This window comes from Paenarthrobacter sp. PPS72 (assembly GCF_048537125.1).
Lineage (GTDB): Bacteria > Actinomycetota > Actinomycetes > Actinomycetales > Micrococcaceae > Arthrobacter > Arthrobacter nitroguajacolicus_E.
In genome coordinates this window covers 1-24360 of record NZ_JBLYIE010000013.1, presented here as the reverse complement: position 1 = coordinate 24360, position 24360 = coordinate 1, and the positions used below count along the sequence as shown (strand labels likewise).

The 24360-nt window shown below is 63.1% G+C and carries 23 protein-coding genes; 10 read left to right on the top strand and 13 right to left on the bottom strand.

Annotated elements, in window-relative coordinates; genetic code table 11:
• Positions 1 to 433 (top strand): HNH endonuclease signature motif containing protein (locus ACLRGI_RS06415; RefSeq protein WP_419200826.1); only part of this gene is annotated, 433 nt, incomplete at its 5' end.
• A gap of 56 nt (positions 434 to 489) precedes the next feature.
• Positions 490 to 1242: an ArsR/SmtB family transcription factor gene (locus tag ACLRGI_RS06410; RefSeq protein ID WP_419200825.1), complete on the top strand. Its 753-nt coding sequence runs from the start codon at positions 490 to 492 to the stop codon at positions 1240 to 1242.
• A gap of 79 nt (positions 1243 to 1321) precedes the next feature.
• On the opposite strand, the gene ACLRGI_RS06405 is transcribed toward ACLRGI_RS06410, so the two are convergent.
• Both ACLRGI_RS06405 and ACLRGI_RS06400 read right to left on the bottom strand, forming a co-directional pair.
• Positions 1322 to 2314: a nucleoside hydrolase gene (locus tag ACLRGI_RS06405; protein ID WP_419200824.1), complete on the bottom strand. Its 993-nt coding sequence runs from the start codon at positions 2312 to 2314 to the stop codon at positions 1322 to 1324.
• A gap of 97 nt (positions 2315 to 2411) precedes the next feature.
• On the bottom strand, positions 2412 to 3875 hold the full coding sequence (locus ACLRGI_RS06400) for an MFS transporter (protein WP_419200823.1): 1464 nt from the start codon (positions 3873 to 3875) through the stop codon (positions 2412 to 2414).
• 135 nt (positions 3876 to 4010) lie between these two features.
• Between ACLRGI_RS06400 and ACLRGI_RS06395 the strand changes: the two genes are divergently transcribed.
• From ACLRGI_RS06395 to ACLRGI_RS06380, 4 genes are read left to right on the top strand one after another with little or no spacing between them, the layout of a single operon-like run.
• A complete protein-coding gene (locus tag ACLRGI_RS06395; protein ID WP_419200822.1) occupies positions 4011 to 4784 on the top strand; it encodes a GntR family transcriptional regulator in 774 nt (257 codons plus the stop codon).
• Positions 4785 to 4819: 35 nt separating this feature from the next.
• Positions 4820 to 5713: a ribokinase gene (locus ACLRGI_RS06390; protein WP_419200821.1), complete on the top strand. Its 894-nt coding sequence runs from the start codon at positions 4820 to 4822 to the stop codon at positions 5711 to 5713.
• A 56-nt stretch (positions 5714 to 5769) separates the two neighbouring features.
• Positions 5770 to 6036, top strand: a complete 267-nt coding sequence (locus tag ACLRGI_RS06385) for a type II toxin-antitoxin system Phd/YefM family antitoxin (protein ID WP_419200820.1) — start codon at positions 5770 to 5772, stop codon at positions 6034 to 6036.
• A complete protein-coding gene (locus ACLRGI_RS06380) occupies positions 6033 to 6425 on the top strand; it encodes a type II toxin-antitoxin system VapC family toxin (RefSeq protein WP_419200819.1) in 393 nt (130 codons plus the stop codon). Before ACLRGI_RS06385 ends, ACLRGI_RS06380 begins: the two co-directional genes overlap by 4 nt.
• A gap of 7 nt (positions 6426 to 6432) precedes the next feature.
• Here ACLRGI_RS06380 and ACLRGI_RS06375 read toward each other — a convergent pair whose 3' ends face one another.
• The 3 genes from ACLRGI_RS06375 to ACLRGI_RS06365 all read right to left on the bottom strand — a co-directional run bounded on the left by ACLRGI_RS06375 (position 6433) and on the right by ACLRGI_RS06365 (position 8946).
• Positions 6433 to 6717, bottom strand: coding sequence for an acylphosphatase (locus tag ACLRGI_RS06375; RefSeq protein WP_419200818.1), 285 nt, complete (start codon positions 6715 to 6717; stop codon positions 6433 to 6435).
• Between the two features lie 94 nt (positions 6718 to 6811).
• Complete coding sequence (locus ACLRGI_RS06370) at positions 6812 to 7768, bottom strand: pullulanase X25 domain-containing protein (protein ID WP_419200817.1); 957 nt, start codon at positions 7766 to 7768, stop codon at positions 6812 to 6814.
• A 146-nt stretch (positions 7769 to 7914) separates the two neighbouring features.
• Positions 7915 to 8946 (bottom strand): adenosine deaminase, encoded by a 1032-nt coding sequence (locus tag ACLRGI_RS06365; protein ID WP_419200816.1) that lies wholly within the window; start codon positions 8944 to 8946, stop codon positions 7915 to 7917.
• Between the two features lie 83 nt (positions 8947 to 9029).
• Here ACLRGI_RS06365 and ACLRGI_RS06360 point away from each other — a divergent pair, with 83 nt between their 5' ends.
• The 3 genes from ACLRGI_RS06360 (at position 9030) to ACLRGI_RS06350 (ending at position 11516) form a co-directional block, all read left to right on the top strand.
• The gene (locus tag ACLRGI_RS06360; RefSeq protein ID WP_419200815.1) at positions 9030 to 9944 is read left to right on the top strand and encodes an MSMEG_6728 family protein; all 915 of its coding nucleotides are present in this window, start codon (positions 9030 to 9032) and stop codon (positions 9942 to 9944) included.
• A 166-nt stretch (positions 9945 to 10110) separates the two neighbouring features.
• Entirely contained in the window at positions 10111 to 10473 is a 363-nt protein-coding gene (locus ACLRGI_RS06355; RefSeq protein WP_419200814.1) for a DUF1622 domain-containing protein, read from the top strand.
• Positions 10470 to 11516, top strand: a complete 1047-nt coding sequence (locus ACLRGI_RS06350; protein ID WP_419200813.1) for an alpha/beta hydrolase — start codon at positions 10470 to 10472, stop codon at positions 11514 to 11516. The genes ACLRGI_RS06355 and ACLRGI_RS06350 overlap by 4 nt, the downstream gene beginning before the upstream one ends.
• A gap of 105 nt (positions 11517 to 11621) precedes the next feature.
• On the opposite strand, the gene ACLRGI_RS06345 is transcribed toward ACLRGI_RS06350, so the two are convergent.
• From ACLRGI_RS06345 to ACLRGI_RS06335, 3 genes are all read right to left on the bottom strand, one after another.
• Positions 11622 to 14102 (bottom strand): Tex family protein, encoded by a 2481-nt coding sequence (locus ACLRGI_RS06345; RefSeq protein ID WP_419200812.1) that lies wholly within the window; start codon positions 14100 to 14102, stop codon positions 11622 to 11624.
• 192 nt (positions 14103 to 14294) lie between these two features.
• Positions 14295 to 14729, bottom strand: coding sequence for a CBS domain-containing protein (locus ACLRGI_RS06340; RefSeq protein ID WP_419200811.1), 435 nt, complete (start codon positions 14727 to 14729; stop codon positions 14295 to 14297).
• Positions 14730 to 14860: 131 nt separating this feature from the next.
• Positions 14861 to 15313 (bottom strand): nucleoside deaminase, encoded by a 453-nt coding sequence (locus ACLRGI_RS06335; protein ID WP_419200810.1) that lies wholly within the window; start codon positions 15311 to 15313, stop codon positions 14861 to 14863.
• A 112-nt stretch (positions 15314 to 15425) separates the two neighbouring features.
• On the opposite strand from ACLRGI_RS06335, the gene ACLRGI_RS06330 reads away from it, so the two are divergent.
• Positions 15426 to 19007 carry a TM0106 family RecB-like putative nuclease gene (locus tag ACLRGI_RS06330; protein WP_419200809.1) on the top strand — a complete coding sequence of 1194 codons (3582 nt, stop codon included), beginning with the start codon at positions 15426 to 15428 and terminating at the stop codon, positions 19005 to 19007.
• Here the strand turns inward: ACLRGI_RS06330 and ACLRGI_RS06325 are convergent.
• From ACLRGI_RS06325 to ACLRGI_RS06305, 5 genes are read right to left on the bottom strand one after another with little or no spacing between them, the layout of a single operon-like run.
• Entirely contained in the window at positions 18994 to 19830 is an 837-nt protein-coding gene (locus ACLRGI_RS06325; RefSeq protein WP_419200808.1) for a triose-phosphate isomerase family protein, read from the bottom strand. The two genes, ACLRGI_RS06330 and ACLRGI_RS06325, sit on opposite strands and share 14 nt — an antisense overlap.
• A gap of 39 nt (positions 19831 to 19869) precedes the next feature.
• Positions 19870 to 20859 (bottom strand): 3-hydroxyacyl-CoA dehydrogenase family protein, encoded by a 990-nt coding sequence (locus ACLRGI_RS06320; protein WP_419200807.1) that lies wholly within the window; start codon positions 20857 to 20859, stop codon positions 19870 to 19872.
• A 2-nt stretch (positions 20860 to 20861) separates the two neighbouring features.
• Positions 20862 to 21344, bottom strand: coding sequence for a ribose-5-phosphate isomerase (locus ACLRGI_RS06315; protein ID WP_419200806.1), 483 nt, complete (start codon positions 21342 to 21344; stop codon positions 20862 to 20864).
• The gene (gene dhaL / locus ACLRGI_RS06310; RefSeq protein ID WP_419200805.1) at positions 21341 to 23131 is read right to left on the bottom strand and encodes a dihydroxyacetone kinase subunit DhaL; all 1791 of its coding nucleotides are present in this window, start codon (positions 23129 to 23131) and stop codon (positions 21341 to 21343) included. The genes ACLRGI_RS06315 and dhaL overlap by 4 nt, the downstream gene beginning before the upstream one ends.
• A gap of 3 nt (positions 23132 to 23134) precedes the next feature.
• Positions 23135 to 24136, bottom strand: a complete 1002-nt coding sequence (locus tag ACLRGI_RS06305; protein ID WP_419200804.1) for a sugar phosphate isomerase/epimerase family protein — start codon at positions 24134 to 24136, stop codon at positions 23135 to 23137.
• Between the last annotated feature and the right edge of the window lie 224 nt (positions 24137 to 24360).

Here is a 24360-nt window from a genome sequence, read left to right as displayed (position 1 = left end):
CCTCAGCACCGGCACAGCAACCTTCACCGGCCCCATCCACCCGAACACCATCCGCAAAATCGCCTGCGACGCCGACATCATCCCCGTCCTGCTCGGCAGCGACTCCCGCATCCTGGACATCGGCCGCACCACCCGGATCTTCCCACCCCACATCCGCAAAGCCATCACCGCCCGCGACGGCGGCTGCGCCTTCCCCGACTGCACCATCCCCGCACCCTGGTGCGAAGCCCACCACACCACCTACTGGTCCCACGGCGGCACCACCTCAACAAACAACGGCACACTCCTCTGCAGCCACCACCACCACCTCATCCACAAAGAACAATGGACCATCAACATCACAACCGGGGCCCCCTGGTTCATCCCCCCACCCCACATCGACCCCAACCAAACACCCCGACGCAACCACCACCACACACCCCAAAGAACATAGGAGCTAACACCGGAAATCCGTTGACACGTGACTAATTGGTCACCTATTCTGAACCCATGGACGTAGTGTTCAAGGCCTTGGCAGACCCCACCCGCAGGGAACTGCTGGATGAGCTGTTCCGCGAGGACGGTCAGTCTGCCTCCGCCTTGGGAGCCCGGTTCGAGATGACTCGTTTCGGCATCGCCAAGCACCTCAAGCTGTTGGAGGATGCAGGTTTAGTGGTCACCCGCCGTCGGGGGCGCGAAAAGCTGCACTTCCTGAACCCGGTTCCTATCCGCCTCATCCACGATCGCTGGGTGAGCAAATACGCAGAACCATGGGCCGCTGTCCTCAGCGACCTCAAATCCAGATTGGAAAGTCCCATGGAAAAGATCTTCGAAATCTACATCAAGACCACTCCTGAACGGCTATGGGAAGCCATCACCAACAGTGAGATCCGCAGCAAATACCAGTTCGGAAACACGTTCACCTCGGACTGGACTGCGGGCAGCCGCTTCGAAATGCACAACGTCAAGGCGGACGCTCCACTCGGCGAAGGCGAAAACATCGAAGTCGATCCCCCACGCCGGCTCGTCCAAACAATGCGCGCGCTCTGGGGAGAGGATGTCAAGGCCGAAGGAACGTCGCGGATTACCTGGGAGATCGAGCCTGTCGGCGATTCCTGCCACCTGACCGTCACGCACGATCAGCTCCGTGAAGGCGCGAACGACCAACTGTACGGCGGCTGGCCCATGATCCTTTCGGGCCTCAAGACCTGGCTGGAAACCGGCGAAACCCTCACCACGCCCGGCTCCCTCATGTACGCGTAGGCACTCTGGAGAACCACGCGCTAAGAGAGGACGACGACGGCGGGCCACCGCCGTCGTCGATACCTCCGTCTTCCGCCAGTCAGGCGACGGGTGCCGCTGCCTGAGCCTCAGTAAGCCAAGCAGCCTGCATGGTGCCCAGCAGGTGCGGTGCGAAATCCTCGCCGATGGCCAATACCACCCGGCAACGTGCGCCGCGCTGCTCCGGGAATCCCGCGTACTGGCCGCGAAGATCGCAGACTGTCTGGCCGCGGCCGGGTCCGTCGGTGGTATCCACCTGAACACGGACGGTTGGCGCGAGCGTCAACTCCACTCCCCTGACGGCTATGGCTGCGGCAAGGGGATCGTGCATTGCCGAGCAAGCCCGCCCGAAGATATCAACATAGAAGCCGAAGTAGTAGCCCAGCATTTCACCCAAGGCCTTCGACACCGGGTGATCGGTGGCCAGGAGTTCCTGCCGGTGGTTTTCTTCCAGGACGTTGGTCATGGTCACATCCAGCGGCACCAAGGTCACGTTCCAGTCGGCGGCAAGGACCTCGACAGCGGCCTCGGGGTCGTTGGCAATGTTGGCCTCGGCAACAGGCGTGATGTTTCCGGGGGCCAGTGCCGCGCCGCCCATGATGGTCACCTCGGCAATGAGCTCGGGCAGTTTCGGATCCAGGCGCAGCGCTTCTGCAATGTTGGTCAAAGGGCCTATGGCCACGAGGCGCAACTCCCCTGCATACTGATGCGCCAACTGGACCAGCAGTTCCGCGGCCGTGGCCTTGACGGGTTCGCGGTCAGACGGGACCAAGCCCACCCCGCCGATGCCATTGTCGCCGTGAACGTGCGGGGCACCGCCATGGAAAGTACCCACTTGCGGATCGTGCGCGCCGATAGCCACCGGAACGTCCGGGTGGCCGGCCAAGTTCAGCAGGTCCAGGGTATTCCGGGCTCCGCGAGCCGCACTGACGTTGCCGCTCACTGTGCCGATGCCCACGAGGTCCGCGCGCGGGGAGGCCAGCAGGTAAGCCAGGGCCAGGGCGTCGTCGATGCCGGTATCGCAGTCAAGGAAGAAGGGGGCAGGCTGGGTCATGATGGTCTCTCGTTTCAGGTGTAGCGGACTGCTCGTTATGCGGAGTAGGCGGAAGCTGGGGTGCGTTGCACGCGCTGCCGCGTGCCGACGTCGTGCGTTAGATTTTTTCGCCCTTGGGGGCAGCGATGAAGAGGCTGACGATGAACGCAAGCGCAGTGATGGACACCGAAATCCAGAGGGCCGCCGAGTATCCGGCTGCCGTGCCTTGGCCGGCGAACGGCGCAACGATGACGACGCCGAGGCTCGCCCCGATGCCGAACGAGGCACCGTTGATGCCTGGTAGCGCGGCCGGCGCTTCCTTGGGCGATAGCAGTACGGACAGGCCGTTGATGGCGGTGAGGAAGAAGCCGTTATAGAAGATGCCGAGTGCGGCGATCGCGATGAGGACAGCGATCTGGTTGTGGGCGAAGAGCGCTGCCACAATGGCGCAGGCGAGACTGGTTGCTGTACCCACCCGGACCGTCTTGATCCAACCACGGCGGTCGGCAATCCAGCCGGCGAGCGGTGCAGCGAACACACCGATGAGCGCGGCGGGCGTGAGGAACAGCAGGGCTGCGACCGAAGCGGACAGTCCGAAGCCGTTTTCCTTGTCCTGGCTCAGCAACACCACGGTGAAGTTGATGATGGCGAAGATGCCAGCGAGCGTCAGCACAGTGGTGGCGATGACGGGCCATACTTGGCGTGAACGGAGGTGGTGAACAGCCACCAGCGGGGTTTCGCGTTTCTTCTCGATGAGCCAAAAAGCCGTGAAGGACGCGATGCTGCCGGCTAGCAGGCCGAGGGCCGCAGGCGACGTCCAACCAGCAGATGATCCCGTGGACACGAAGTACGTAATGAAGACCAGGAACACGGAGAGCGAGCCTGCGCCCCACCAGTCCATCCGGCCGGGGGCCACCGCAGACTTGCCGCCCGGGACCACCTTGATGACACACACGACGGCGATCGCGGCCAGCACCAGGACGGCGATAAAGATGGACTGGAAGCCGAGGGTCTCAGCCATGAGTCCGCCGAAGTAGCCGTCCACGCCGCCAACCCCGCCGTTGATGGCCGCGATGATGCCGATGGATGTTCCAAAGAGTCGGGCGGGCAGGTACTCGTTCAGGACGATGTAGGAGAGCGCGAAGATGGCGCTGGAAACACCCTGCAGGAAGCGGCCGGTAACCAGCAACGGCAAGGTGGGCGCGAAGATACACAGCACGGTTCCCGCGCCCATGATGGCCAGCACCAAAAGAAGTGCGTTGCGGCGTCCGATGAAGTCGCTCCATCGCCCGATCACGGGCCCGGCGATGGCGCCGGCGAGGAAGAACATCGACTGCACTTGGGCCACGGCTTCAGGTGTTTCGCCGAAGAAGGAGCCGATGTGTGGCAGCGCCGGAGTGATCATGCTGGCGTTGAGCTGGAAGGCCAGCACGGCCAGGACCAGCGTGGTGATCAGCAAGGCCGCGGCCTTGCCTTGGAAGCGGCCCTCGTCTGTGGCTGCTGCAGTTGTTGTTGATGCGGCCTGGGGGTCTACAGCCTGCGGGTCAACAGTCTGCGCGCCTGTGGCGGTGGGGATGTTCACATCAAACTCCTTTGTCCGAAGGCGCTGGGCGGCGCCGCGAGATGTGAGTTGTTATACAAGCATGTATTACGAGCTTGTGCAACCTATCACAGTCATCCGGTACAGTGTCCGTAACCCATCTCAAGTGAGGCACCCTTGACCGACAACGCCGTCCAGTTCCTGTCACGACCCATCGCCGCCCAAGCCGGACAGCCTCTGCGCGTCGCGGCTTACTCCCGCATCGCCGAAGCGATCCGGACAAAGATCCTGCCGCCAGGTTCCCTGCTCCCCACGGAGACCGAGCTGGGCAACATGATGGACGTCAGCCGCACCGTGATCCGGGAAGCGCTGATGTTGCTCGAAGAAGACGGCCTCACCCGGGCACGCCGCGGAGTCGGGCGGTTTGTTGCCGATTCACTCCCCCGGATCGGAATCGAGCACATCCGCCCGTTCGATCAGCTTCTTGGCGGACCGGACCAGGACATCCAAGTCAAACGGGTAGCGGCCATCAAGCAACCGGCGTCGGAATTCGTCGCGCCAGGCATCGGCGTCCAGCCTGACGAGGACGTGTGGTTCTGGGAAAGTGTGCTCATCCGGAACGGCGAGCCCATGGCACATCTCCAGGAGAACGTGGCCCAAGGGATTCCCGAAGCCGAAGCGCTGGCCGAAGCTGCACAAGCTCCCACGCTTTCCGCATCAACGCTCCTGGAAATTCTCGGCGGGCTGCCCGGCGCAAGTCTCGGCCCGGGTGAATGCCAGATAAGCCTCAGTACAGCAGGCCCCAGCCGCGCGAAGCTACTGGGCCTCCGCCCCTCCGATCCCGTGCTGGTCCTCACCCAATACGTCCGCCGGAACGGTTCCCCGTTTTATCTCGCCAAGTGCCTGGTCGCAGCCAAGGCCGGGCATCTCTCCGTCATCCAGTCCTCCTGACAACTCCCTTAGCTAATCTCCCGAGAGGTTCTCCCATGAGTACGTCCCTGCAGCCCGCTGTGCCCATTGTGGCCCCTACGCTCACGGTGGTGGGCAGCATCAACCTCGACATCACGGCGACTGCCAGCCGTCTACCTTCACCCGGGGAAACCGTGGGTGGCGGCGTTCTCCGGCAGCAGCCCGGCGGAAAGGGCGCCAACCAAGCCGTAGCCGCGGCCCGACTTGCAGGCTCCTCCCGCATGGTGGGGGCCGTGGGCCAGGATGACGCAGGTCTCAGCCTCATCGGCGCGATGGCGGGCGCCGGCGTCGACGTGCAGGACATTGCCCAAATGGAAGCTGCCACGGGAACCGCACTGGTCCTGGTGGATGCTGAGGGCGAAAACCAGATTGTGGTGTGCCCCGGCGCCAACGGGTCCCTGAGCCTGGAAGGTGTCTCGTTCGCAGACAAAGAGGCAGTCCTCTGCCAGCTCGAAGTGGACCAGAACGTGGTGCTGGAAGCGGCCCGTCGGACCAAGGGATTCTTCGTTCTGAACGCCGCCCCGGCCGCACCGATCATCCCCGAGTTACTGGAACGCTGCGACCTGGTGATCGTGAACGAGACGGAATATGAACTCATTCCGGCCCTCCGCGACGCTCCCTTGGTGGCCGTAACGTACGGCGGCGAGGGTTCGGCGATCTTCGTCGACGGCGAAAGGGTGGCCGAGGCTCCGGCCGTGCGAGTCAGCGATATCGCCAACACCATCGGAGCCGGGGATGCCTTCTGTGCCGCGCTGGTCCTGGCACTCCAGTCCGGCCTTGAGTACGGGCACGCCCTCGCTGCAGCCAACGCCGTCGGTGCCGACGCAGTCAGGGACAGCTCCTCGCAGCCTGCGCTGAAACCGCTGGAGCACTACATCGAAGCATCGCGCGCTGCCATTCAGCCTGCCTGAGACAGCAGACGACCCCTCCAGCCCGGGGCGTGCTACGATTGCTACGGAGGCTGATCATGACAACTATTCCGCACCGGGAACTGCGTAATCAGAGCAGTAAGATTCTGGAACGCGTCAAAAATGGGGAAGTCATCGACGTCACCAACAACGGCGAGGTGGCAGCAACCCTCATTCCACCGTCGGCTTCACCCTTTGAGCGTCTACTCCAAGCAGGTAGCGTCCGGCCGGCAAGCGAGACACCTGTGGACTTCACAATCTTGCCCCGCGTCAGCAGCGACATGACTACAGCCGACATCCTGGCCGATCTGCGCGGCGACAGGTGATCGTTTACGTTGACACTTCTGCGGTCATGAAGTTGGTGGTTAGCGAACAGGAGTCGGCCGCCGCTGCTGCCTACTTGGTGGAGATGGCGGCCTCCGGAGCACATCTCGTGGCTTCCATGCTGCTCTACACGGAACTGCACTGTGCGGCTCGTCGGAGGAACATGGCCTTCGACGTCGTCAATTCCGTTTTGACCGGAATCAACTTGGTTGACGTAACCCGCTCAGACCTCATGTACGCAGCGGCAGTCCCGGGACAGTTGAGAAGCGCGGACGCTATTCACTTGGCAGCAGCCATTCGACTGCAGACCGACAGGCTGGTCGCCTACGACCACGAGCTACTCCTCGCCGCTACCGAATCAGGGCTCACCACGGTGTCGCCCGGGACCTAGCAAGGACCTAGCCCAAAATACGGAAGTCGTCGAACTCTCCGGTTGCTTCGGAAACCTCAAAGTCAACATTCGCTACCCGCCCTGGTGCTTGCGTGGAGTGGAGCCAAGAGGTGAGATGACTGACCTCGGATGCCTCCCCCTCAGCGACCAACTCCACGGAACCGTCAGAGCTGTTGCGGACCGTCCCCTTCAGCAAGAGCTCGTTAGCTTTACGGGCAGTCCAGTAGCGGAACCCGACCCCTTGGACCACTCCGGTGATTCGGGCTGTGAGGCGAAGGGCTTCATCAGTCATGGCTCCACTTTAACCAAACCTGCCCTTGTCCGTCCCACACTCCGTACAAGGCGACGTGGGCCGAACAAGGGCAGGTTTCGAGCCTGGAATAGGCTCAGCCGACCACGATATCCCGTGTCGCGTGGCTGTACGTGATGGTGACGGGGCCGCCGTCGTGGTTCAACTCGTGGTTCGCGCCGTCACGGGCACCGAACGCACCATAGTTTTCGTCCCATGAGCGGTTCAGCGCGATCTTGTAGGTGTAGAAACCGGCCGGCAGTTCAGCCGTTAGCGTCCACAGCTGGACGATGGGGTTGAACTCCATCTGGGCTTCGTCGTACTGCGGCGCCCAATCCTCGGGGGCTCCCAGGATTTTGTTGAAGTCCCCCGCAATCGCCACGGCGTCAGGCTGCGGCAAAGTCGCGACGGCGGAGGCCGCCGCTGCTTTCGCCGGCGCCTTGCTGGTGGCCTTCTTCGCGGCGGGCTTCTTCGCCGCGGGTGCAGCCGAAGCGGGTGCAGCCGAAGCAGGTGCAGCCGCCGCGGCCGAAGCCTTGGCTGTTGCCGCCTTGGCTCGTGGCGCGGAGACCTTGGCCGCAGCGACCTTCGGCTCAGCTACCTCAGCGGCCGCGACTTTAGGCTCGGTGGCCTTCTTCGCAGCGGACCGCTTGCTTGCAGCAGCCTTCTTGGCTTGGGGCTTCACGGGCGGAGCCGTGGGAACGGCGACGTCGGCTGGTACCGGAGTTCCGGCGTCGAGCGCTGCTCCGAAAGTAGCCGCGTCCGGGAAGGCGACCGTCGCGCGCAGGCCATCCTCCGGAATCGTCCAGCCCGAACGGCCCTTGACCAGCCATCCGGCCTTGACCAGCTTGGCCGACGCCGACGTCAGGGTCTTGTGCCCGCGTGGGATGCCGCCACTGAGAAGTTCAGCCTCGTGGTCATTGAACGGTACTCGGACGATCGCCTCGGCCAGCACCTCGCCGGCATTCAACGTTGCCCCGGACCATACGCTCTCAGCGAGGATGTCCAGTACGGCCTTCAGACGAAGGTTGGTGTTCTCGGCGGTGTTCGCGCCCATGCTTCTCCTTCAATGGTGGATACTCCCTAGAAGTTTGCCAATGAATTGTTAATTCCCGCGACTGCAGGAGGTAAACACCGTGCGTCGTGACTGAGTGTGACATCACAGACGCCGCAAGTGATTTACGGGTCTCGGCTGGCGCTCTTCTAGGCCGGGGTGACCGTTGCCTTGACCCACTCAGTGACCTCATCCAACAGCACAGCTTTGCGGGCTTCGCTGGCGAAGGAGGAACGGATGGAGTTGGCTGCCAGAGTTGCCTGTTCCGGAACCGAGAACTCCAGGACCTTGGCAAGTTGCTCGAAGTTGTCGTCCACGTAGCCGCCAAAGTAGGCGGGGTCATCCGAATTCACGCAAACGTTCAGCCCGATCGCGAGCATCTCGGGCAACGGATGGTCAGCCAGCTTATCCACGGCGCGGAGCCGGACATTGGACAACGGACAGACAGTCAGGGGAACCTGTTCAGCGACGAGCCGCTGCACTACATCCGTGTCTTCCATGCAGCGGATGCCGTGATCAATCCGCTCTACGTGAAGCACATCCAGGGCCTCAGTGATGTAAGACGCAGGCCCTTCCTCGCCGGCGTGCGCGATCCGCCGCAACCCTGCCTCACCGGCGCGCTGGTACAGACGCTCAAATTTCGACGGCGGATTGCCCACCTCTGCGGAGTCCAGGCCGATGCCTGCGATCGGAGCGTGCATCGCAAGAAGCTGGTCCAGCACCTCAAGCGCCGATTCCTCGGACATATCGCGCAGGAAGGCAGCGATCAGGAGAGTCGAGACGCCGAAGTCTTCCTCGGAGGTGGCCAGCGCGTTGGCCACACCATTGACGCAAGTTTCCAGGGCCACACCCCTCGAGGTGTGTGCTTGGGGATCCATCATGATCTCCGCATGGCGCACTCCCCCGGCGGCAGCCCGCTTCAGGTAGGCGCGGGTCATGTCAGTGAAATCCTGCTCTGTCTGCAGGACGGCCATATTGGCGTAATAGAGGTCCAGGAAGGATTGCAGGTCAGTAAATTCGTACTTTTCCCGGAGTTCCTCGATGTCTTCGTACGGCAGTTCGATGCCGTTTCGTTCGGCCAGGGCAAAGATCAGCTCTGGCTGGAGAGTCCCTTCGATGTGCAGGTGCAGTTCGGCAACCGGAGGCGCCGTGGTCGTAGTTTTCTCGCCAAAAGTTTCCACCCGACAACTCTAGGCCCCAACAGCGGCACGTGTCCCGGAGCACTCAACTTGGTTCTCAGGCCCGGCACCCTCAAACTGAAAGGATGCAGACTTTCCTCCCCTTCGCCGATTTCCGTGAGAGTGCCGCGGCGCTCGACACTTCAAGGCTCGGCAAACAGCGCGTCGAAGCCCTCCAGGTTCTCCGCGCGTTGGTGATCCCGGAGTACGGTTGGCAGTCCCACCCCGCCGTGCGAATGTGGATGGGCCACGTCCCCGCGCTCACCATGTATGGCCTGGCCATGGCCGATGAGTGGATTGCGCGCGGACACCCGGACAACACCCGCACCAACATCACGGAGTTCGCACCGCAGGCGGCCCACCCGGATTACGCCTCCAGGATCATCATGCCGCCGTGGCTCGGACACGAGGACCTGCACCTCAGCCACCGTTCCAAGCTGATCTCCAAGGATCCCAAGCACTACTCCCAGATCTTCCCGGGTACCGAGGAAAAGCTGGAGTACGTGTGGCCTGAACCCAAGCACGAGTTCCACCCGGAAGACCCGGAAGAGGATCGCCTGCTGATCCTTCGCGCCAACGTGGATGACCTCCGTCCGGAGCAGCTCACCACCGTCGCCATGCCGCCGCACGGCAAGGCCCGCGCCGCTGCCCCGGCAGACCCCGAGGAATACCAGTTCGTGTACGCGGAGGAGAAGTCCCGCCGCCAGGTTAAGGGACCGAAGAAACGGCCCGTCAAGCAGCTTGAGAAGAAGCCCACGCGCAAGCGCCAGGCTCAGGAGCAGGCGTTCAATACACTGCCCGGCAAGACCGAACTTGCCGTTCCCTTCGACGGTGGCCAGATCTTCGCTGTTGGCCTGATCCAGGGCCGGCCCATCACTGTTGACGGCCGGTTCGCCCGCAACTTCGAGGTCACCAACGTGATCAAGCGCACCGACTTCGACTACCCCGCGCTGCTTCAGGATCCCCGGGTGTTCTTCCCGGTCCCGGCACCCGCACTGTAGCGGCCGGCGCTGTAACGGCACTTTTCAGCAACGTTCGACGGCGGCAGCCGGGTTCTGTTTTTCCGGAACCCCGCTGCCGCCGTCGTTGTTTGCTGCGTGCGGCGGCTGCTGCGTGCAGCGACTCCTCTGTGAGACGGTGGAGGCACGCACCTAGGCAGGGAGGGCCATGGATTTCCAGCACGTCATCGAAGAAGTCGGCCGGTACATGGACTTCGCGGGGGTGGCAGTCATGGTGATCGGAGCCGTGGTTTCGGTTCCTCTGGCCCTGCGCGGGTACCAACCCAAACGTGCCCGAGGCCTTGCCCCGTTCTCTCCGTACCGCTCCTACCGGCAGCTGCTGGGCAGGTCCATCCTGCTGGGGCTTGAGCTCCTGGTGGCCGCCGACATCATCCGCACGGTGGCCGTCACTCCCACCTTTGAGAGCGTCGGCGTGCTGGCCATCATCGTGCTGATCCGTACTTTCCTCAGCTTCTCCCTCGAGCTGGAAATCACGGGCCGCTGGCCTTGGCAGAAAGAAAAAGACTCATGACCCAGCCTTGGATCCCGGACATCCTTGGCGATGGTTTCGAGCAACAAACGCTAAAGCTCGACGACGGTGCTGTCGCCACCTTGGTGCGGTACCTTGGCACCGAGCCGGAGTGGCTCGGGGCCGGGGACGGGGCTGCCGACAACACCGGAATCGACGCCGACGTCCTGTACGTCCACGGCTGGTCCGACTACTTCTTCCAACGGCACGTGGCCGAGTTCTGGCACCGGGCCGGGGCTCGGTTCTACGCCCTGGATCTGCACAACTATGGCCGTAGCCTGGGTCCTGGCCTCGTGCCCGGCTACGTCACCAACCTTGCCGACTACGACCCCGACATCGAAGCAGCACTCACAGCGATGGGCCGCGGTGGCGTATCGAACGGGGGCATTTCCGGCGAGGAACGGCCGCTCATTCTATTGGGCCACTCCACAGGTGGGCTCACCCTCAGCCTGTGGGCCGCACGCCACCCTGGCTTGGCTTCGGCACTGATCCTCAACAGCCCTTGGCTGGAATTCCAGGCCACCGAGCTCGGAAGACGCGCGATCGCGCCGTTGGTGGGGCTCCATGCCCGCCTTCATCCGTTGACGCCGTTACCGCCAGTGGATCCCGGCATTTATACCCGGGCCGTATCAGCCACCCTTGATGGCGAATGGGACTACAACCTCCAGTGGCGGCCAGACCGGGGTTTCCCCATCACCCCTGCATTCCTTGACGCCGTATTCCGCGGCCAAGCCACCGTTGCGGCCGGTTTGGGCATCGATGTTCCGGTGCTCGTCTTGCTCTCGGACAAGAGTTATCTCCAACCGAAATGGTCGGCCGATGCCCTCACCGCTGACGTGGCACTCAACGTCGACGCCGTGGCCCACCGCTCCCTGTCACTCGCGGACACCGTCACGGTGAGCCGGCTGCCCAACGCATTCCACGACATCTTCCTCTCGCCGGAACCTGTCCGGCGAGAGGCGTTCGAGCGCATCGGGCGCTGGCTGCCCATGGCTTTGCAACCTTCCAATGCAGAGGTGTGGGAGGCAAGGACCGCAGGTTTGTAAGGGCCGGGGGCGGTTCGACCCTTTACGAATCCGGCCCTTGTTCGTCCTACTCGCCGCAGAACGGAGAGGCACACGAACAAGAGCGGGACTCGCGAGCGGCGAGGCTTACTTCCCGAGTCCGGCCCTTCGCAGTGCTTCGGCCATGGCCGTGTTGGCAGGAGCGGCCGGACCCTGCTGAGGCTTGCCTTGGTGGCGTGCACCGCCCTGACGGCGATCACCCTGGCCCTGACGCGGTGCGCCCTCCCGCTGAGAACCCTGGCCGGGCTGGCCGGAACGTTGGCCGGGCTGGCCGGAACGCTGCCCACCGGCACGTGCGCCAGCACTCTGGCCGTCTGAAGCACGGCCGTCTGAAGCACGTCCACCCGAGGTGCGTCCGCCAGCGGTGCCGGGTTCGTCGTCGAGCCTCAACGTCAGGGAGATGCGCTTCCGCTCTGGATCTGCCTCCAGCACTTTGACCCGCACCACCTGTCCGGACTTTACGATCTCGCGCGGATCCGAAACGAACTTGTTGGACAACGCGGACACATGGACCAGCCCATCCTGGTGCACTCCGACGTCCACGAAGGCGCCGAACGCGGCTACATTGGTGACCGTCCCTTCCAGGATCATGCCCGGTTTGAGGTCGGAGATCTTCTCAATGCCCTCAGAGAAGGAAGCTGCCTTGAAGGCCGGGCGGGGATCGCGGCCGGGCTTCTCCAGTTCGGACATGATGTCCTTGACCGTGGGCAGGCCGAAGGTGCCGTCGACGAAGGCCTGCGGATCCAACGCCGTGGCCGGACCGCCACCGGCTGCAACAAGGATCTTCCGGGCCACGGAGTATGCTTCAGGGTGCACGCTGGAGGCATCCAGTGGCTCTGCTCCGCCGGTGATCCGGAGGAAGCCCGCGCACTGTTCGAACGCCTTCGCTCCCAGCCGGGGCACCTTCTTGAGGTCGCTGCGCTTCGCGAACGGGCCATTCTCGTTCCTGTAGGCCACGATGTTCTCACTCAGCAGCGGCCCGACGCCGGCCACCCGGCTGAGCAGTGCCGGGGAGGCTGTGTTCACGTCCACGCCCACGGCGTTCACGCAGTCTTCCACCACTGCATCCAGCGAACGGTCGAGCTTCGCGGCTGTGACATCGTGCTGGTACTGGCCCACGCCGATTGACTTGGGTTCGATCTTGACCAACTCGGCCAGCGGGTCCTGGAGCCTGCGGGCGATGGACACGGCCCCGCGCAAGGAGACGTCCATGCCCGGAAGCTCCGACGCGGCAAGGGCGGACGCCGAGTACACCGAAGCCCCGGCCTCGGACACCACGAGCTTTTGGATTCCCTTGGAACCGGCAGCTTCCAGGGATTTGATGAGCTCAGTAGCCAGCTTGTCCGTTTCACGGGAAGCCGTTCCGTTGCCGATTGCCACCAACTCCACGTTGTACTGCTTGGCGAGACGTCCCAGGGTGGCCAACGCTTCGTCCCACTTTTTCGCGGGTGCGTGGGGGTAGATGGTGTCCGTGGTGACCACCTTGCCCGTGCCGTCCACCACGGCGACCTTCACCCCGGTACGCAGTCCCGGGTCGAGGCCAAGCGTGGCCCGGTTGCCCGCGGGTGCGGCCAGCAGGACATCGCGCAAGTTGGCGGCAAACACGCGAACAGCTTCATCTTCCGCGTCTGCGAACATGCGTCCGCGAAGGTCCGTGGTCAGCCGGTCCAGGATGCGTCCCCGCCACGCCAACTGCGCGGTTTGCATCAGCCAGCTATCAGCAGGACGCCCCTGGTTGGAGACCCCGAAGCATCTGGCCACAGCGTTCTCGTAGCGGCCGCGGGCGGCGGCCAGGGCGTCGTCGTCGGCCGGGTCCGCTTCTGCGAGATCCAACTCAAGGACGCCGTCCTTTTCGCCGCGCAGCAGGGCAAGCACACGGTGCGAAGGCATGCCGGAAGGCACCTGCGTGAACTCGAAGTAGTCCTTGAATTTCTGGCCCTCCGCCTCCATGCCCTTCTTGACCCGGGACACCATGCGCCCCTGCTTCCAGAGGCGTTCGCGGAGGTCCTCGGCCAGGTCAGCGTCCTGTCCGACGCGTTCCACCAGAATGGCACGTGCCCCCGCGAGCGCCGCGGCGGCGGCGTCGATTGAGTGCTCGGCGTTCAGGTACTTGCTTGCCTCGGCGGTTGGGTCGAGCTGCGGGTTGGTCAGCAGGACGTCGGCCAGCGGTTCCAGTCCGGCTTCGCGGGCGATCTGGGCCTTGGTGCGGCGCTTGGATTTGAAAGGAAGATAGATGTCCTCCAGGCGCGCCTTGGTGTCAGCACCGACGACGGCGGCTTCCAGTTCCGGGGTCAGCTTGCCTTGGGCGGCAATCGCCTCCAGCACGGACTTGCGCCGTTCTTCCAGTTCACGCAGGTATCTGAGGCGTTCCTCGAGATCACGCAGCTGGGTGTCATCGAGCGTCCCGGTGACTTCCTTGCGGTAACGGGCGATGAAGGGAACTGTGGATCCGGCGTCGAGCAGTTCCACCGCGGCTTTGACTTGCCAGGTCTTGACGCCGAGTTCTTCGGCGATCAGGGCATGGATGCCGGAGTCAGCTGACTGGTGTTGGAGATTTGAAGTCACCATGACAGTTTGCCTCACATGGCCGACAGTTTCCGAGGCAGGTACCGCTAAGGCCTATCCGGGCAGCCGTGTTAGTGCTGTAGTTGGACCATGCAGGAACGTGAATAAACGGGCCGCGAGGCGTTCCTCTCAAGGGATGCCTCGCGGCGGCTGGTGTGGGTGTTATCGGTTTGGGTGATCAGTGCGTTTGGGTGATCAGTGCGACATGCGCTCCTTGGCCGAAATGTGCTCCACCATCTCACCGAGGCGCTGCTCTGCATAGTGGTTTCGCGCGATGTCGCCTTGGCTGATGATGCCTACCAACTTGTGGTCGCTGATGACGGGCAAGCGGCGCACCTGATGTTCCTCCATCATGGTGACGGCCTCGTCAACGCCGGCATCGGCGTCCACCCAGTACGGCTTGCCGGTGGCGAGTTCGCTGGCGCGGACTTCCCTGGCATCCTTACCTTCGGCCAGACACTTGACCACGATGTCGCGGTCGGTGATGAAGCCAGTGAGCTTGCCGTCGCGGCCGCAGATGGGAAGTGAACCGCAGTCCATGTCCCTCATCAGCCTGGCGGCTTCCTGAAGAGTCTTGTCCTCTTCGATGCACTGAGCGTTGGTTGTCATGAATTCACGTACGGCACTCATGGGTCCTCCTTCATCGATTGGGGTCATCGACGCGGAGCCTCTCGGCACCGACGCCGATGATGCCAGCCTACGCTTGGCGGCTATCGGTGACTAGGCGGTTCCGCACCCTTTGGACGTTCAGTTTGCTGCTGCTATTCGGCGATGTCTTCAGACCACAATTCGGGGTGTTCCTGCTGGAAAGTGCGCATCATGTCCACACACCGGGGGTCGTCCAACACCATGACTTCCACGCCACGTGAACGCAGGAGGTCGAACTCTCCGGGGAAGGTTTCGGCCTCGCCAACCACCACTCGCGGGATCTTGAACTGGATGATGGTGCCCGTGCACATCGCACATGGCGCCAAGGTGGTGTAGAGCGTGGTGTCGCGGTAGCTCTTTTGGCGTCCGGCCGCCCTCAACGCGGACATCTCACCGTGCGCAATCGGGTCGCCGTGCTGGACACGTTCATTGTGGCCGCTGGCAATGACTTCCCCTCCACGGGCCAGGGCGGCTCCGATGGGGATCCCGCCCTCGCTGAGGCTCTTTTGTGCGGCTTGGTAGGCGGCTTCGAAAGCGGGGTCCGGGGCTGCGGCTGTTTCAGTCATGGGTGCAGTCTAAAGTGGATGCTCCATATTGTCGGGGACCTAAATTGTCAGGGCCCGCTGATAGCTTGGCTGCAAGGGTTTAATGACGGTATGGAGAGGTAGGTGGGTCGCTGTGTTCTTTCTCGATCCTGGGATAGCGGGCGCCCCGCGGGACCTGGTGTTCTCAGCCAGTGACCTCGTCATCGCTGCCACATGCGAGTACCAGTTGCTTCGGAAACTCGATGAAAAACTGGGCCGCACGCCAAAGCCTGACTTCGCAACCGATGCCATGCTGGAACGCACCGCCAAGCTTGGTGACGTCCATGAGCACCGGGTCCTGGATGAGTTTGTGGCTGAGTTCGGGCTGTGGGATGCGGCTACCGGGAAAGGCGTTTACGACGTCGTCCCCGCCACAGCGATGGACCGCGCCACGCTTTTGGCAAAGCATGTGGAATCCATCGACGCCCTGCGCTCCGGAGCAGACGTCGTCTTCCAGGCCGCTTTCTTCGATGGCCAATTCCATGGCCGCTCCGATTTCCTGGTCAAGCGCCACGGCGGGCAGTACGCCGTCTTCGACACCAAGCTCGCACGGCACGCCAAGGTCACTGCCCTCCTGCAGTTGGCCGCCTATGGAGATCAACTTATTCAGGCAGGGATCACGCCGGATCCCACGGTCACCTTGGTGCTGGGCAACCGCGTCCACAGCGACCACCCCCTCACCCGGATCCTCCCGGTCTTCAAGGAACGACGCGAACGCTTCCTTGGCATGACCGAGGCGCATCTTCTTGCTGACGGTCCCATCGAATGGGGTGATCCCCGGTACTCCGCGTGTGGCCGCTGCGACTACTGCGCTGAGCAAGTCCAAATGCACAGGGATCTCCTGATGGTGGCCGGTATGCGGATCAGCCGGCGCAAGAAGTTGATTGAGGCTGGTGTTACCACCATTGATGGGCTGGCTGCCCTTCCCGAGGCGGGTGACCCCACGTTGCTGCGACTCCGTGAGCAGGCCCGGCTGCAGACCGGCACAGGCACGGCGGATGGCACGGTCACGTACAGGGACAAGTCCGGAGAAGCCAAAGCCATCAGTTACAACGTGTTGCCGGACAACACGCTGGGGAGGCTGCCCGCTCCGGATCCGGGCGACATCTTCTTCGATTTCGAAGGCGATCCCCTCTGGCAAGATCCTGTCACGGAAAAGTGGGGGCTGGAGTACCTTTTCGGAGTCATCGAAAACCCCGTGGAGCCTGGCGCTGCGCCCGTATTCAGGCCTTTCTGGGCTCACTCGCGGGCTGAAGAAGGCAAGGCGTTCGTGGACTTCCTGGACTACGTGGCCAAGCGTCGCGCCACGTATCCCGGCATGCACATCTACCACTACGCTGCGTACGAAAAAACCGCCCTCAGGAACCTCTCCTTGACGCACGTGGTGGGCGAGACCGCCGTCGACGACCTCCTGCGCCAAGGTGTCCTGGTGGACCTCTACGACACCGTCCGGCACAGCATCCGGATCTCAGAGAACTCGTACAGCATCAAGAAACTCGAACCTCTCTACATGGGGCAACACCTTCGCTCGGGTGACGTGACCGACGCCGGCGCCTCCGTCGTTGCTTACGCGGACTACTGCACGGCCCGGGATACGGGGAACCAGGAGGAAGCGGCAAAGACCCTCGAAGGCATCCGGGACTACAACGAATACGATTGCCTATCGACGTTGGAGCTACGCAATTGGCTCCTTGCCCGTGCCGCTGAGCGCTCCATCATGCCCGGCGGCCCGACTGAGGAAAATGAGGTTCAACCTGCCGAAGAGTCACCGGCGAAGTACGAGGCGGCGCCCGAAGAGACGGCGCTGCTGGACTATCTGGCTGTCCTGTCAGAAGACGAACGAACCACGGCTGATGCGCGTGCAGTAGGAATTGTGGCCGCCGGCGTCGGGTACCACCGCCGCGAAGACAAGCAGCACTGGTGGGGACATTTCGACCGTCTTGAGAAGCCCGTTTCGCAGTGGGAGGACGGCCGCGACATTTTCACGGTAGAACGTGCCGAGTTGTTGCAGGACTGGGCGAAACCCGGCCCCCGCAGGAATCCTGTGCGAATCGTGAAACTGATCGGCCGATCAGGGGATGGATCCGGGTTGGAGCCCGGCAAGAAGTATTTTCGAATGTTCGGTCCCCCGCTGCCGACAGCTTTGGCGGAGAAGGAATCCTCAGTGCTGGGCCGCGCGGGTTGGGGCGGCACGGAAGTCGTCGAGGTGGGAGAAACGGACGACGCCGAGACCGTCACTATTTCCGAACGGCTCCCCCGCGGGGCCACCGAATACGGCGAACTGCCGATGGCCCTGACTCCGGACAGCCCCATCTCCACCGACGGACAAAGAGCTGCACTCGCGGCGTTGGCAACAAAACTCAGCGCCTCCTTGCCGGCCTGGCCTCGGGACTGCTCCTTGGACCTGGTGCGCAGGCTGCCTCCGAAGCTTCGTACACTGCCGGCCCTGCCCACGGTTCAAGCGGGTCCGGACGGCTACATAGATGCCATCACAGCGGCAGTCCAGGACCTGGACCAGTCCTACTTGGCCGTCCAAGGACCTCCAGGCAGCGGAAAGACGTACGTCGGATCTCAGGTCATCGCCCGGCTCGTCGCTGCAGGCTGGAAAGTCGGCGTCGTGGCCCAGTCCCATGCCGTGGTGGAGAACATGCTCTGCGCTGCTGTTGAGAAGGCCGGTGTTGATCCACAGCGTGTGGCCAAGGAAGTCAAACACAACGACCCCCTACCGTGGACCCAATGCGCCAAAGGGGACGTGGAAGAGCTGCTGTCCACGGCAGGCGGGGCCTTGATCGGCGGTACAGCTTGGACCATGGTGGGCAGCTCGGTTCCTGCCGGCTCGCTGGATCTCCTTGTCATAGACGAGGCCGGACAGTTCTCACTGGCAAACACCATGGCCGTAAGCCGGGCAGCCAAGCGGCTTCTGCTTCTAGGCGACCCGCAGCAGCTGCCACAGGTCACCCAAGGAAAACATCCCGAACCCGTTGATGAATCAGCACTTGGCTGGCTCTCGGATGGGTACAACACCTTGCCATCTGACTTGGGCTACTTTTTGGCACTCTCGTGGCGTATGCATCCGGAACTCTGCAGCGCGGTTTCAGAGCTTTCCTATGACAACCGGCTTGAAGCAGCCAGGGCGGCAAAGGAACGACACCTGGACGGTATGGCTCCGGGCATTTCCTGCGTCTACGTTGAGCACACCGGTAACTCGACGTCCTCACCCGAAGAAGCGGCAGAGGTGGTCCGGCAGGTCCAAGCCCACCTCGGCCTGGCCTGGCTAGACCCCTCGGACTCGCCGGACCCTCGACCCCTCAAGGAGGCCGACATCCTGGTGGTTGCCGCGTACAACGCCCAGGTCCAATTGATCAAGCACTATCTCCGAGGCGCCGGGCTGAGCAAGGTGCGTGTTGGCACCGTGGACAAGTTCCAAGGCCAGGAAGCTCCGGTGGTCATCGTTTCCATGGCCGCGTCTGCAGCCGGAGAAGTTCCGCGCGGCATGGAGTTCCTGCTCTCCCGGAACAGGATCAACGTGGCGGTATCGCGCGGTCAGTGGCGTGCCGTCGTCGTTCGTTCCTCCGAACTGACCAACTACCTGCCGACGCATCCCGAGGGCCTTGAGAACCTTGGAGGCTTCGTGGCCCTCTGCCAGCGGAGTTTTTGTACACCTAATGCCCTTTAGAGGGCCTCTTAGGGGCATCTGCTGTACAAGAACTCAGGGCTTCGTCGAGGACTCGTCCGAAGTTTGTGGCGTCGTGCGCAAAGCGGCCAAGAAAAAGCCCGGACACCCCGTCCAGCTGTGGCAACAGCCCTGGCTTCGCGGAGCCGCCGTAGATAATGGGCGTCCGGGCCAAGCCGTGCCGCGATAGTGAATCCCGCACTGCGGCCACCACCTGCGAAACGTACTCTGCCGAAGCCGGCTCAGGGGCACCGATGGCCCACACGGGTTCGTAGGCAATGACCAACCGGGAGGCCGCCGACCAGTCGCCGGAAACGGCGTCCTTAACCTGCTGGTAAACCGTGTCCGCCGCTGCTTCCGCGGGCAGGACGTCCGGCTCCCCCACGCACAGCAGCGGCGTCAGCCCGGCGTCGACGGCGGCCCGTACTTTTAGCGCAATCATCGCTTCATCCTCGGCGAAGTAGCGTCGACGTTCCGCGTGGCCGATCTCCACGAGGCCGACGCCGAGTTCCCTCAGCATCGATGGAGAAATTTCACCGGTCCACGGGCCGTCGGACCACCCACAGTTTTGGGCGCCCAGAACCAGCGGTGTTCCCGAAAGCAACCGCCCCGCCTCGGGCAGCACCGGAAACGACGGGATCACGAACGGGACCACCCGCCCGGCCGCGAGGGCCGGACGGGCGTCCACTTCAGCTACCAACTGTTCCAACCACTTCAAGCTCTGCGCATAGCCCAGGTACATCTTGGTGCTGACGCCTACGAACACAGTGTCCAGCTCAGTGCCCGGCGCAGAGTCCGCAGTAGAAAAAGCAGCAGGCAGTTTCATGCGTCGGAGGAAAAAGTCATGTATGTCTTCTCCTGAAAGTTAGTTGATGGGGGCCGGGCCGAGCTCTTCAATGAGCTTCTGCATGGCGACGTAGGCCTTGTTGCGGTAGGCGATGAGTTCCGGAGTGCGTTCGGCGGGAACGTTGAGGAAGCCCGCGCCGGTCTTGGTGCCGAGCTTGCCTGCTTCCACGAGGTCGGAGAGGATCTTCGGCGTCGCGAAGCGTTCCGGGAAACCGGTCTGCAGGGACTTGTAGCAGAAGTTGTAAACATCCAAACCGGCCATGTCCGCTATCGCGAACGGACCAAAGAAGGGCAGGCGGAAGCCGAACGTGGTACGCACCAGGGTGTCGACGTCGTCCGCTGTTGCGATTTCCTGCTCCACCAGTTGCGCTGCCTCATGGAACAGCGCGTACTGCAGGCGGTTCAGGACGAAACCGGTGACGTCCTTGACGACGGCGGTCTGCTTGCCGGCCGCATGCACCAGTTCGCGGGATGCTGCCACTGTTGCCGCGGAGGTCTCGGCGTGGGGGATGATCTCAACACCGGGAATGAACGGCGACGGGTTGGAGAAGTGCACGCCCAGGAAGCGCTCGGGATGAGTGACCGCTTCAGCGAGCGAAGCGATGGAAATGGTGGACGTGTTGGAACCGATCACGGCATCCGGGCGGGCTGCAGCGCTGATCCGGGCAAGTGTCTGGTGCTTGATGTCCAACACCTCAGGCACGCATTCTTCGATGAAGTCAGCGTCGGCCACAGCTTCCTCGATGTCTTTGGCGGCCCATAGGTTCTGCTTAAGGATTTCGGTGGAGCCTGCCGGGAACAACCCATCTGCAACAAACTGGTCCGACTCCACCAGCAGACGATCAAAGTTCTTCTGCGCAATCTCGGCAGACACATCGGCCAGCGCAACACGCGCCCCGCCCAGCGCCAGGACCTGGGCTATGCCGCCGCCCATGTAACCGGAGCCGACGACGGCGATCTTCCGGGCGGCGTTCTTTGCAGGCACTTCAGTAGGTTCAGGATTGGTCATGATCAGACTGCCTTCGTGTAGTCGGGCTCGTACGAGCAGATGGCGTCCACCTTGGCGGCGGAGGATGAGGTTTCGTCGAAGTGGTGGTCAAGCCACTCCCCTACGAGCTTCTTGGCCAGTTCCAAGCCAATCACCCGTTGACCGAGCGTCAGGACCTGCGCGTTGTTGCTCAGCACGGACCGTTCAACGGAGTAGCTGTCGTGGGCTGTGACGGCGCGGATTCCGGGGACCTTGTTGGCGGCGATGGCTACTCCCAGTCCAGTGCCGCAGATCAAGAGTGCCCGGTCCGCTTCACCTTCGGCCACTTTGCGGGCGGCGTCGACGGCCACGTGCGGGTAGGCAGTGGAATCGTTGAATCCGACGCCGACATCCGTCACCGATGCCACGCGCGGGTCTGCTTCCAGCAAGGCAACGAGTGCCTGCTTGTATTCGACACCGGCCTCGTCGTTGCCGACGATGATGCGCCAGCCTTGGTTGTTGCTCATGCTTGTGCTCCATTTCCTGCCGCTGCCGCTGAGGAAGCGGGCGCCAGTTGCGAATCGGTGACCAGTTGCGAATCGGTGACCAGTCGTGAAGTGATGAACTGCGAAATCCTGGCGGCGATCAAACCGAAGGACACTGCCCCTGGATCGGGGTGGCCGATGCTCTTTTCCGCGAGGGGACGCGCCCGGCCTTTGAGCGGCCGCAGTTCGGCTGTCTTCGCGGCAGCGGACTCGGCGGCCGCAGCGGCAACTGCCAGGGCCCGATCGACGGGAGTCCCGCCGTCGAGCTCCGTGAGGAAGGTGTCCCGGAACGGCAGGAGAGCGTCCACCATGGTCTTGTCCCCCGGATCGGCTTTGCCGAGTTCGGTGATGGCACGGACGAAGGCCTGCACAGCAGCGGCCGCATCCTCTGAGGTGTACCTTTCACGGTTGCCAAGCGACAGCCCGGCCGCGATCACCGCGGAACCCCAGAGGGCTCCCGACGTCCCGCCGGCCCGTTCACTCCAGGCTTCCCCGGCTGTTGTCAGCACGCGCGCCACGGTAGAACCCGCAGCGGCCTCGCTGGCGGCAGCTGCGGCATCGACGCCGCGCCGCATGCCGATCCCGTGGTCACCGTCACCGGCGATCGCGTCCAACTTGCCGAGTTCCTCTTCATGTTCGACGACGACGTCACGCATCTGGGCGAGGATGGCCACCGCCTGCCGCCCGAGTTCTGCGGCTGCCGGGGTGGGCTGTTCGACGTCGGTGGTGTCGGCGTCGACAATTGCTGCCTCAGCCCGAGGCGCGCGAAGTGACATGCTGCCTTTGCGGAACGCCGGAGTGTCAGCCGGTGCAGCCCAGTATTGCTCGAGTTCCTCGTCCAGCCACAGCAGCGTCAGGGAGAGTCCGGACATGTCCAGGCTGGTCACCAGCTCGCCGCACTCCGGTTCCACCACGGTGAGGCCCTCAGCGCTGAGGAGTTTTTCTATCTTGCCGAACAGAAGGAAGAGTTCGTCGTACTTCACCGTGCCAAGACCGTTGACTATCGCCACCACACGGTCCCCGGCGTCCTCCGGCTTGTCCGCGAGCAGCTTGGTGACCAGCAGATCCGCCAGCTCCGAGGCAGTAGGCATCGGATGCTCTGAGATTCCGGGCTCGCCATGAATTCCGAGGCCCAGCGACATCTGCCCGGCAGGTACGTGGAATAGCGGATCCTTGGCGCCCGGCAGCGTGCAGCCGTCAAAGGCCACCCCCAAAGACCGCGTGCGGTAGTTGGTCTTGATGGCCAGACGCTCGACGTCGTCAAGGTCCAGTCCCGCTTCCGCGGCGGCGCCGGCAATCTTGAAGACCGTCAGGTCACCGGCAATTCCACGGCGCTTCCCGAGTTGCTCGATGGGCGCGCTGGCGATGTCATCGGTGACAGTGACGGTTCGGGTCTCGATACCCTCGGCGTTGAGCCGGAGCTGTGCTTGGCCAAAGTGCAGGACATCGCCGGCGTAATTGCCGTAGCTGAGCAGGACTCCGCCGCCGGCGTTGGCCGCCTTCGCTACGCGATACACCTGACCTGCTGCCGGGGAGGCAAACATATTTCCGCAGGCCGAACCTGTGGCGAGGCCAGGCCCCACCAGTCCAGCGAAAGCCGGATAGTGTCCCGAACCGCCGCCCACCACCAGGGCAACCTGGCCGGAGGGCACCTCCGTAGAGCGGACCACGCCGCCGTCAACGCGGGCGACATAACCGCGGTTGGCGGCCACAAAGCCGTCCAGCGCTTCATCGGCAAAGTCTGCCGGGTTGTCGAAGATCTGTGTCATTTCCTAGACTCCTGCGAGCTGGGTTGCCGGTACTTGGCGTCCTTGGGCAACTTGGCTCTTGCCGAGTTCGTAGCCCTCGGTCTTCGGTAGGACATGCCTGCGGAGGTACTCCTGGTTGCTGGCCGTAACGCTGAGGCCGTCGCCGCCGTAGTGCTCCGTGCAGAGGATGCCTTGGAAACCGACGGACAGCGCGAACTTGAAGGCCTCGCGGTAGTTGATGAGCCCGCTTTCCATCGGGGCCGGCATAGTGATGTAACTGTCGCGGGCCACATCTTCGTCGCGGAAGTAGTTCTTCATGTGCCAGTAATTGGAATAGGGAAGGGTCTTCGCCACCATCTCGCGCCAGTCCTCGATGGGCCGGTGCAAGCGGATGAGGTTACCCAGGTCCGGGTTCAGGCCAACGTTGTCCAAGCCGATGTCCTGGACCAGCTGCACGGACGAATCAGCGGTCCCGAGGTAGGTGTCCTCGTACATTTCAAGCGAGATCAGAATGCCGGATTCTGCCGCATGCTTTCCGAGCTCCCGGATCCGCGAGACCGCGTTGCCCCAAACTTCCTTGTCCCCCACGGGGTCCTTGTAGCCCTCGACGGTCCAGAACCACAGCTGCTTCTGCTGTTCCGGAGTGATCGCTTGGTGCAGCCCGAAAGAGACTACTTCACAGCCAAGCTCGGCAGCGGCGTCGATGGTGCGGTGGCTGTAGGCGAGGTTGTCAGCCCAGTCGGTGGCGTGAATGACGCTTCGCCGAATGGCGGAGATGACGGGGACACCGATCCCCACTCCATCGGCCGTCTGCTTGATCTCGGCGAGACGCTCCTTGCTGAGATCCCCCGGGCGGACCCAGCTATCGGTGAGGTCGGCGTTCGCGAATCCAGCGTCCTTGACTTCTTGGAGGACGGACGCCCAAACGGAAGCCTCGGCGTCGTTGACGTGCTGCCCCGCGGCGTCAGTGCCGGGGAACTGCAGGAGGGCCGCGGTGATGGGCCAATTCTTGGCGGTATACGCCATGATGATCACTCCTTCGTGGAATCCTGTTTCCTATAGGATTTACGAACGAAGCGACGCTGTCAACCCTTGTACGAAACTTCCTAGATCCTATATGTCATACATATGCGTGTGAAGAGGGTCATATTTATAGCATGGAGCGCAGTTTCTCTCGGTGCGGCCCCGCACCCCTACCCGCCCATCGCCCCCGTAACCTCCGGCGCACTCCGCGCGAAAGGGTGCGACAC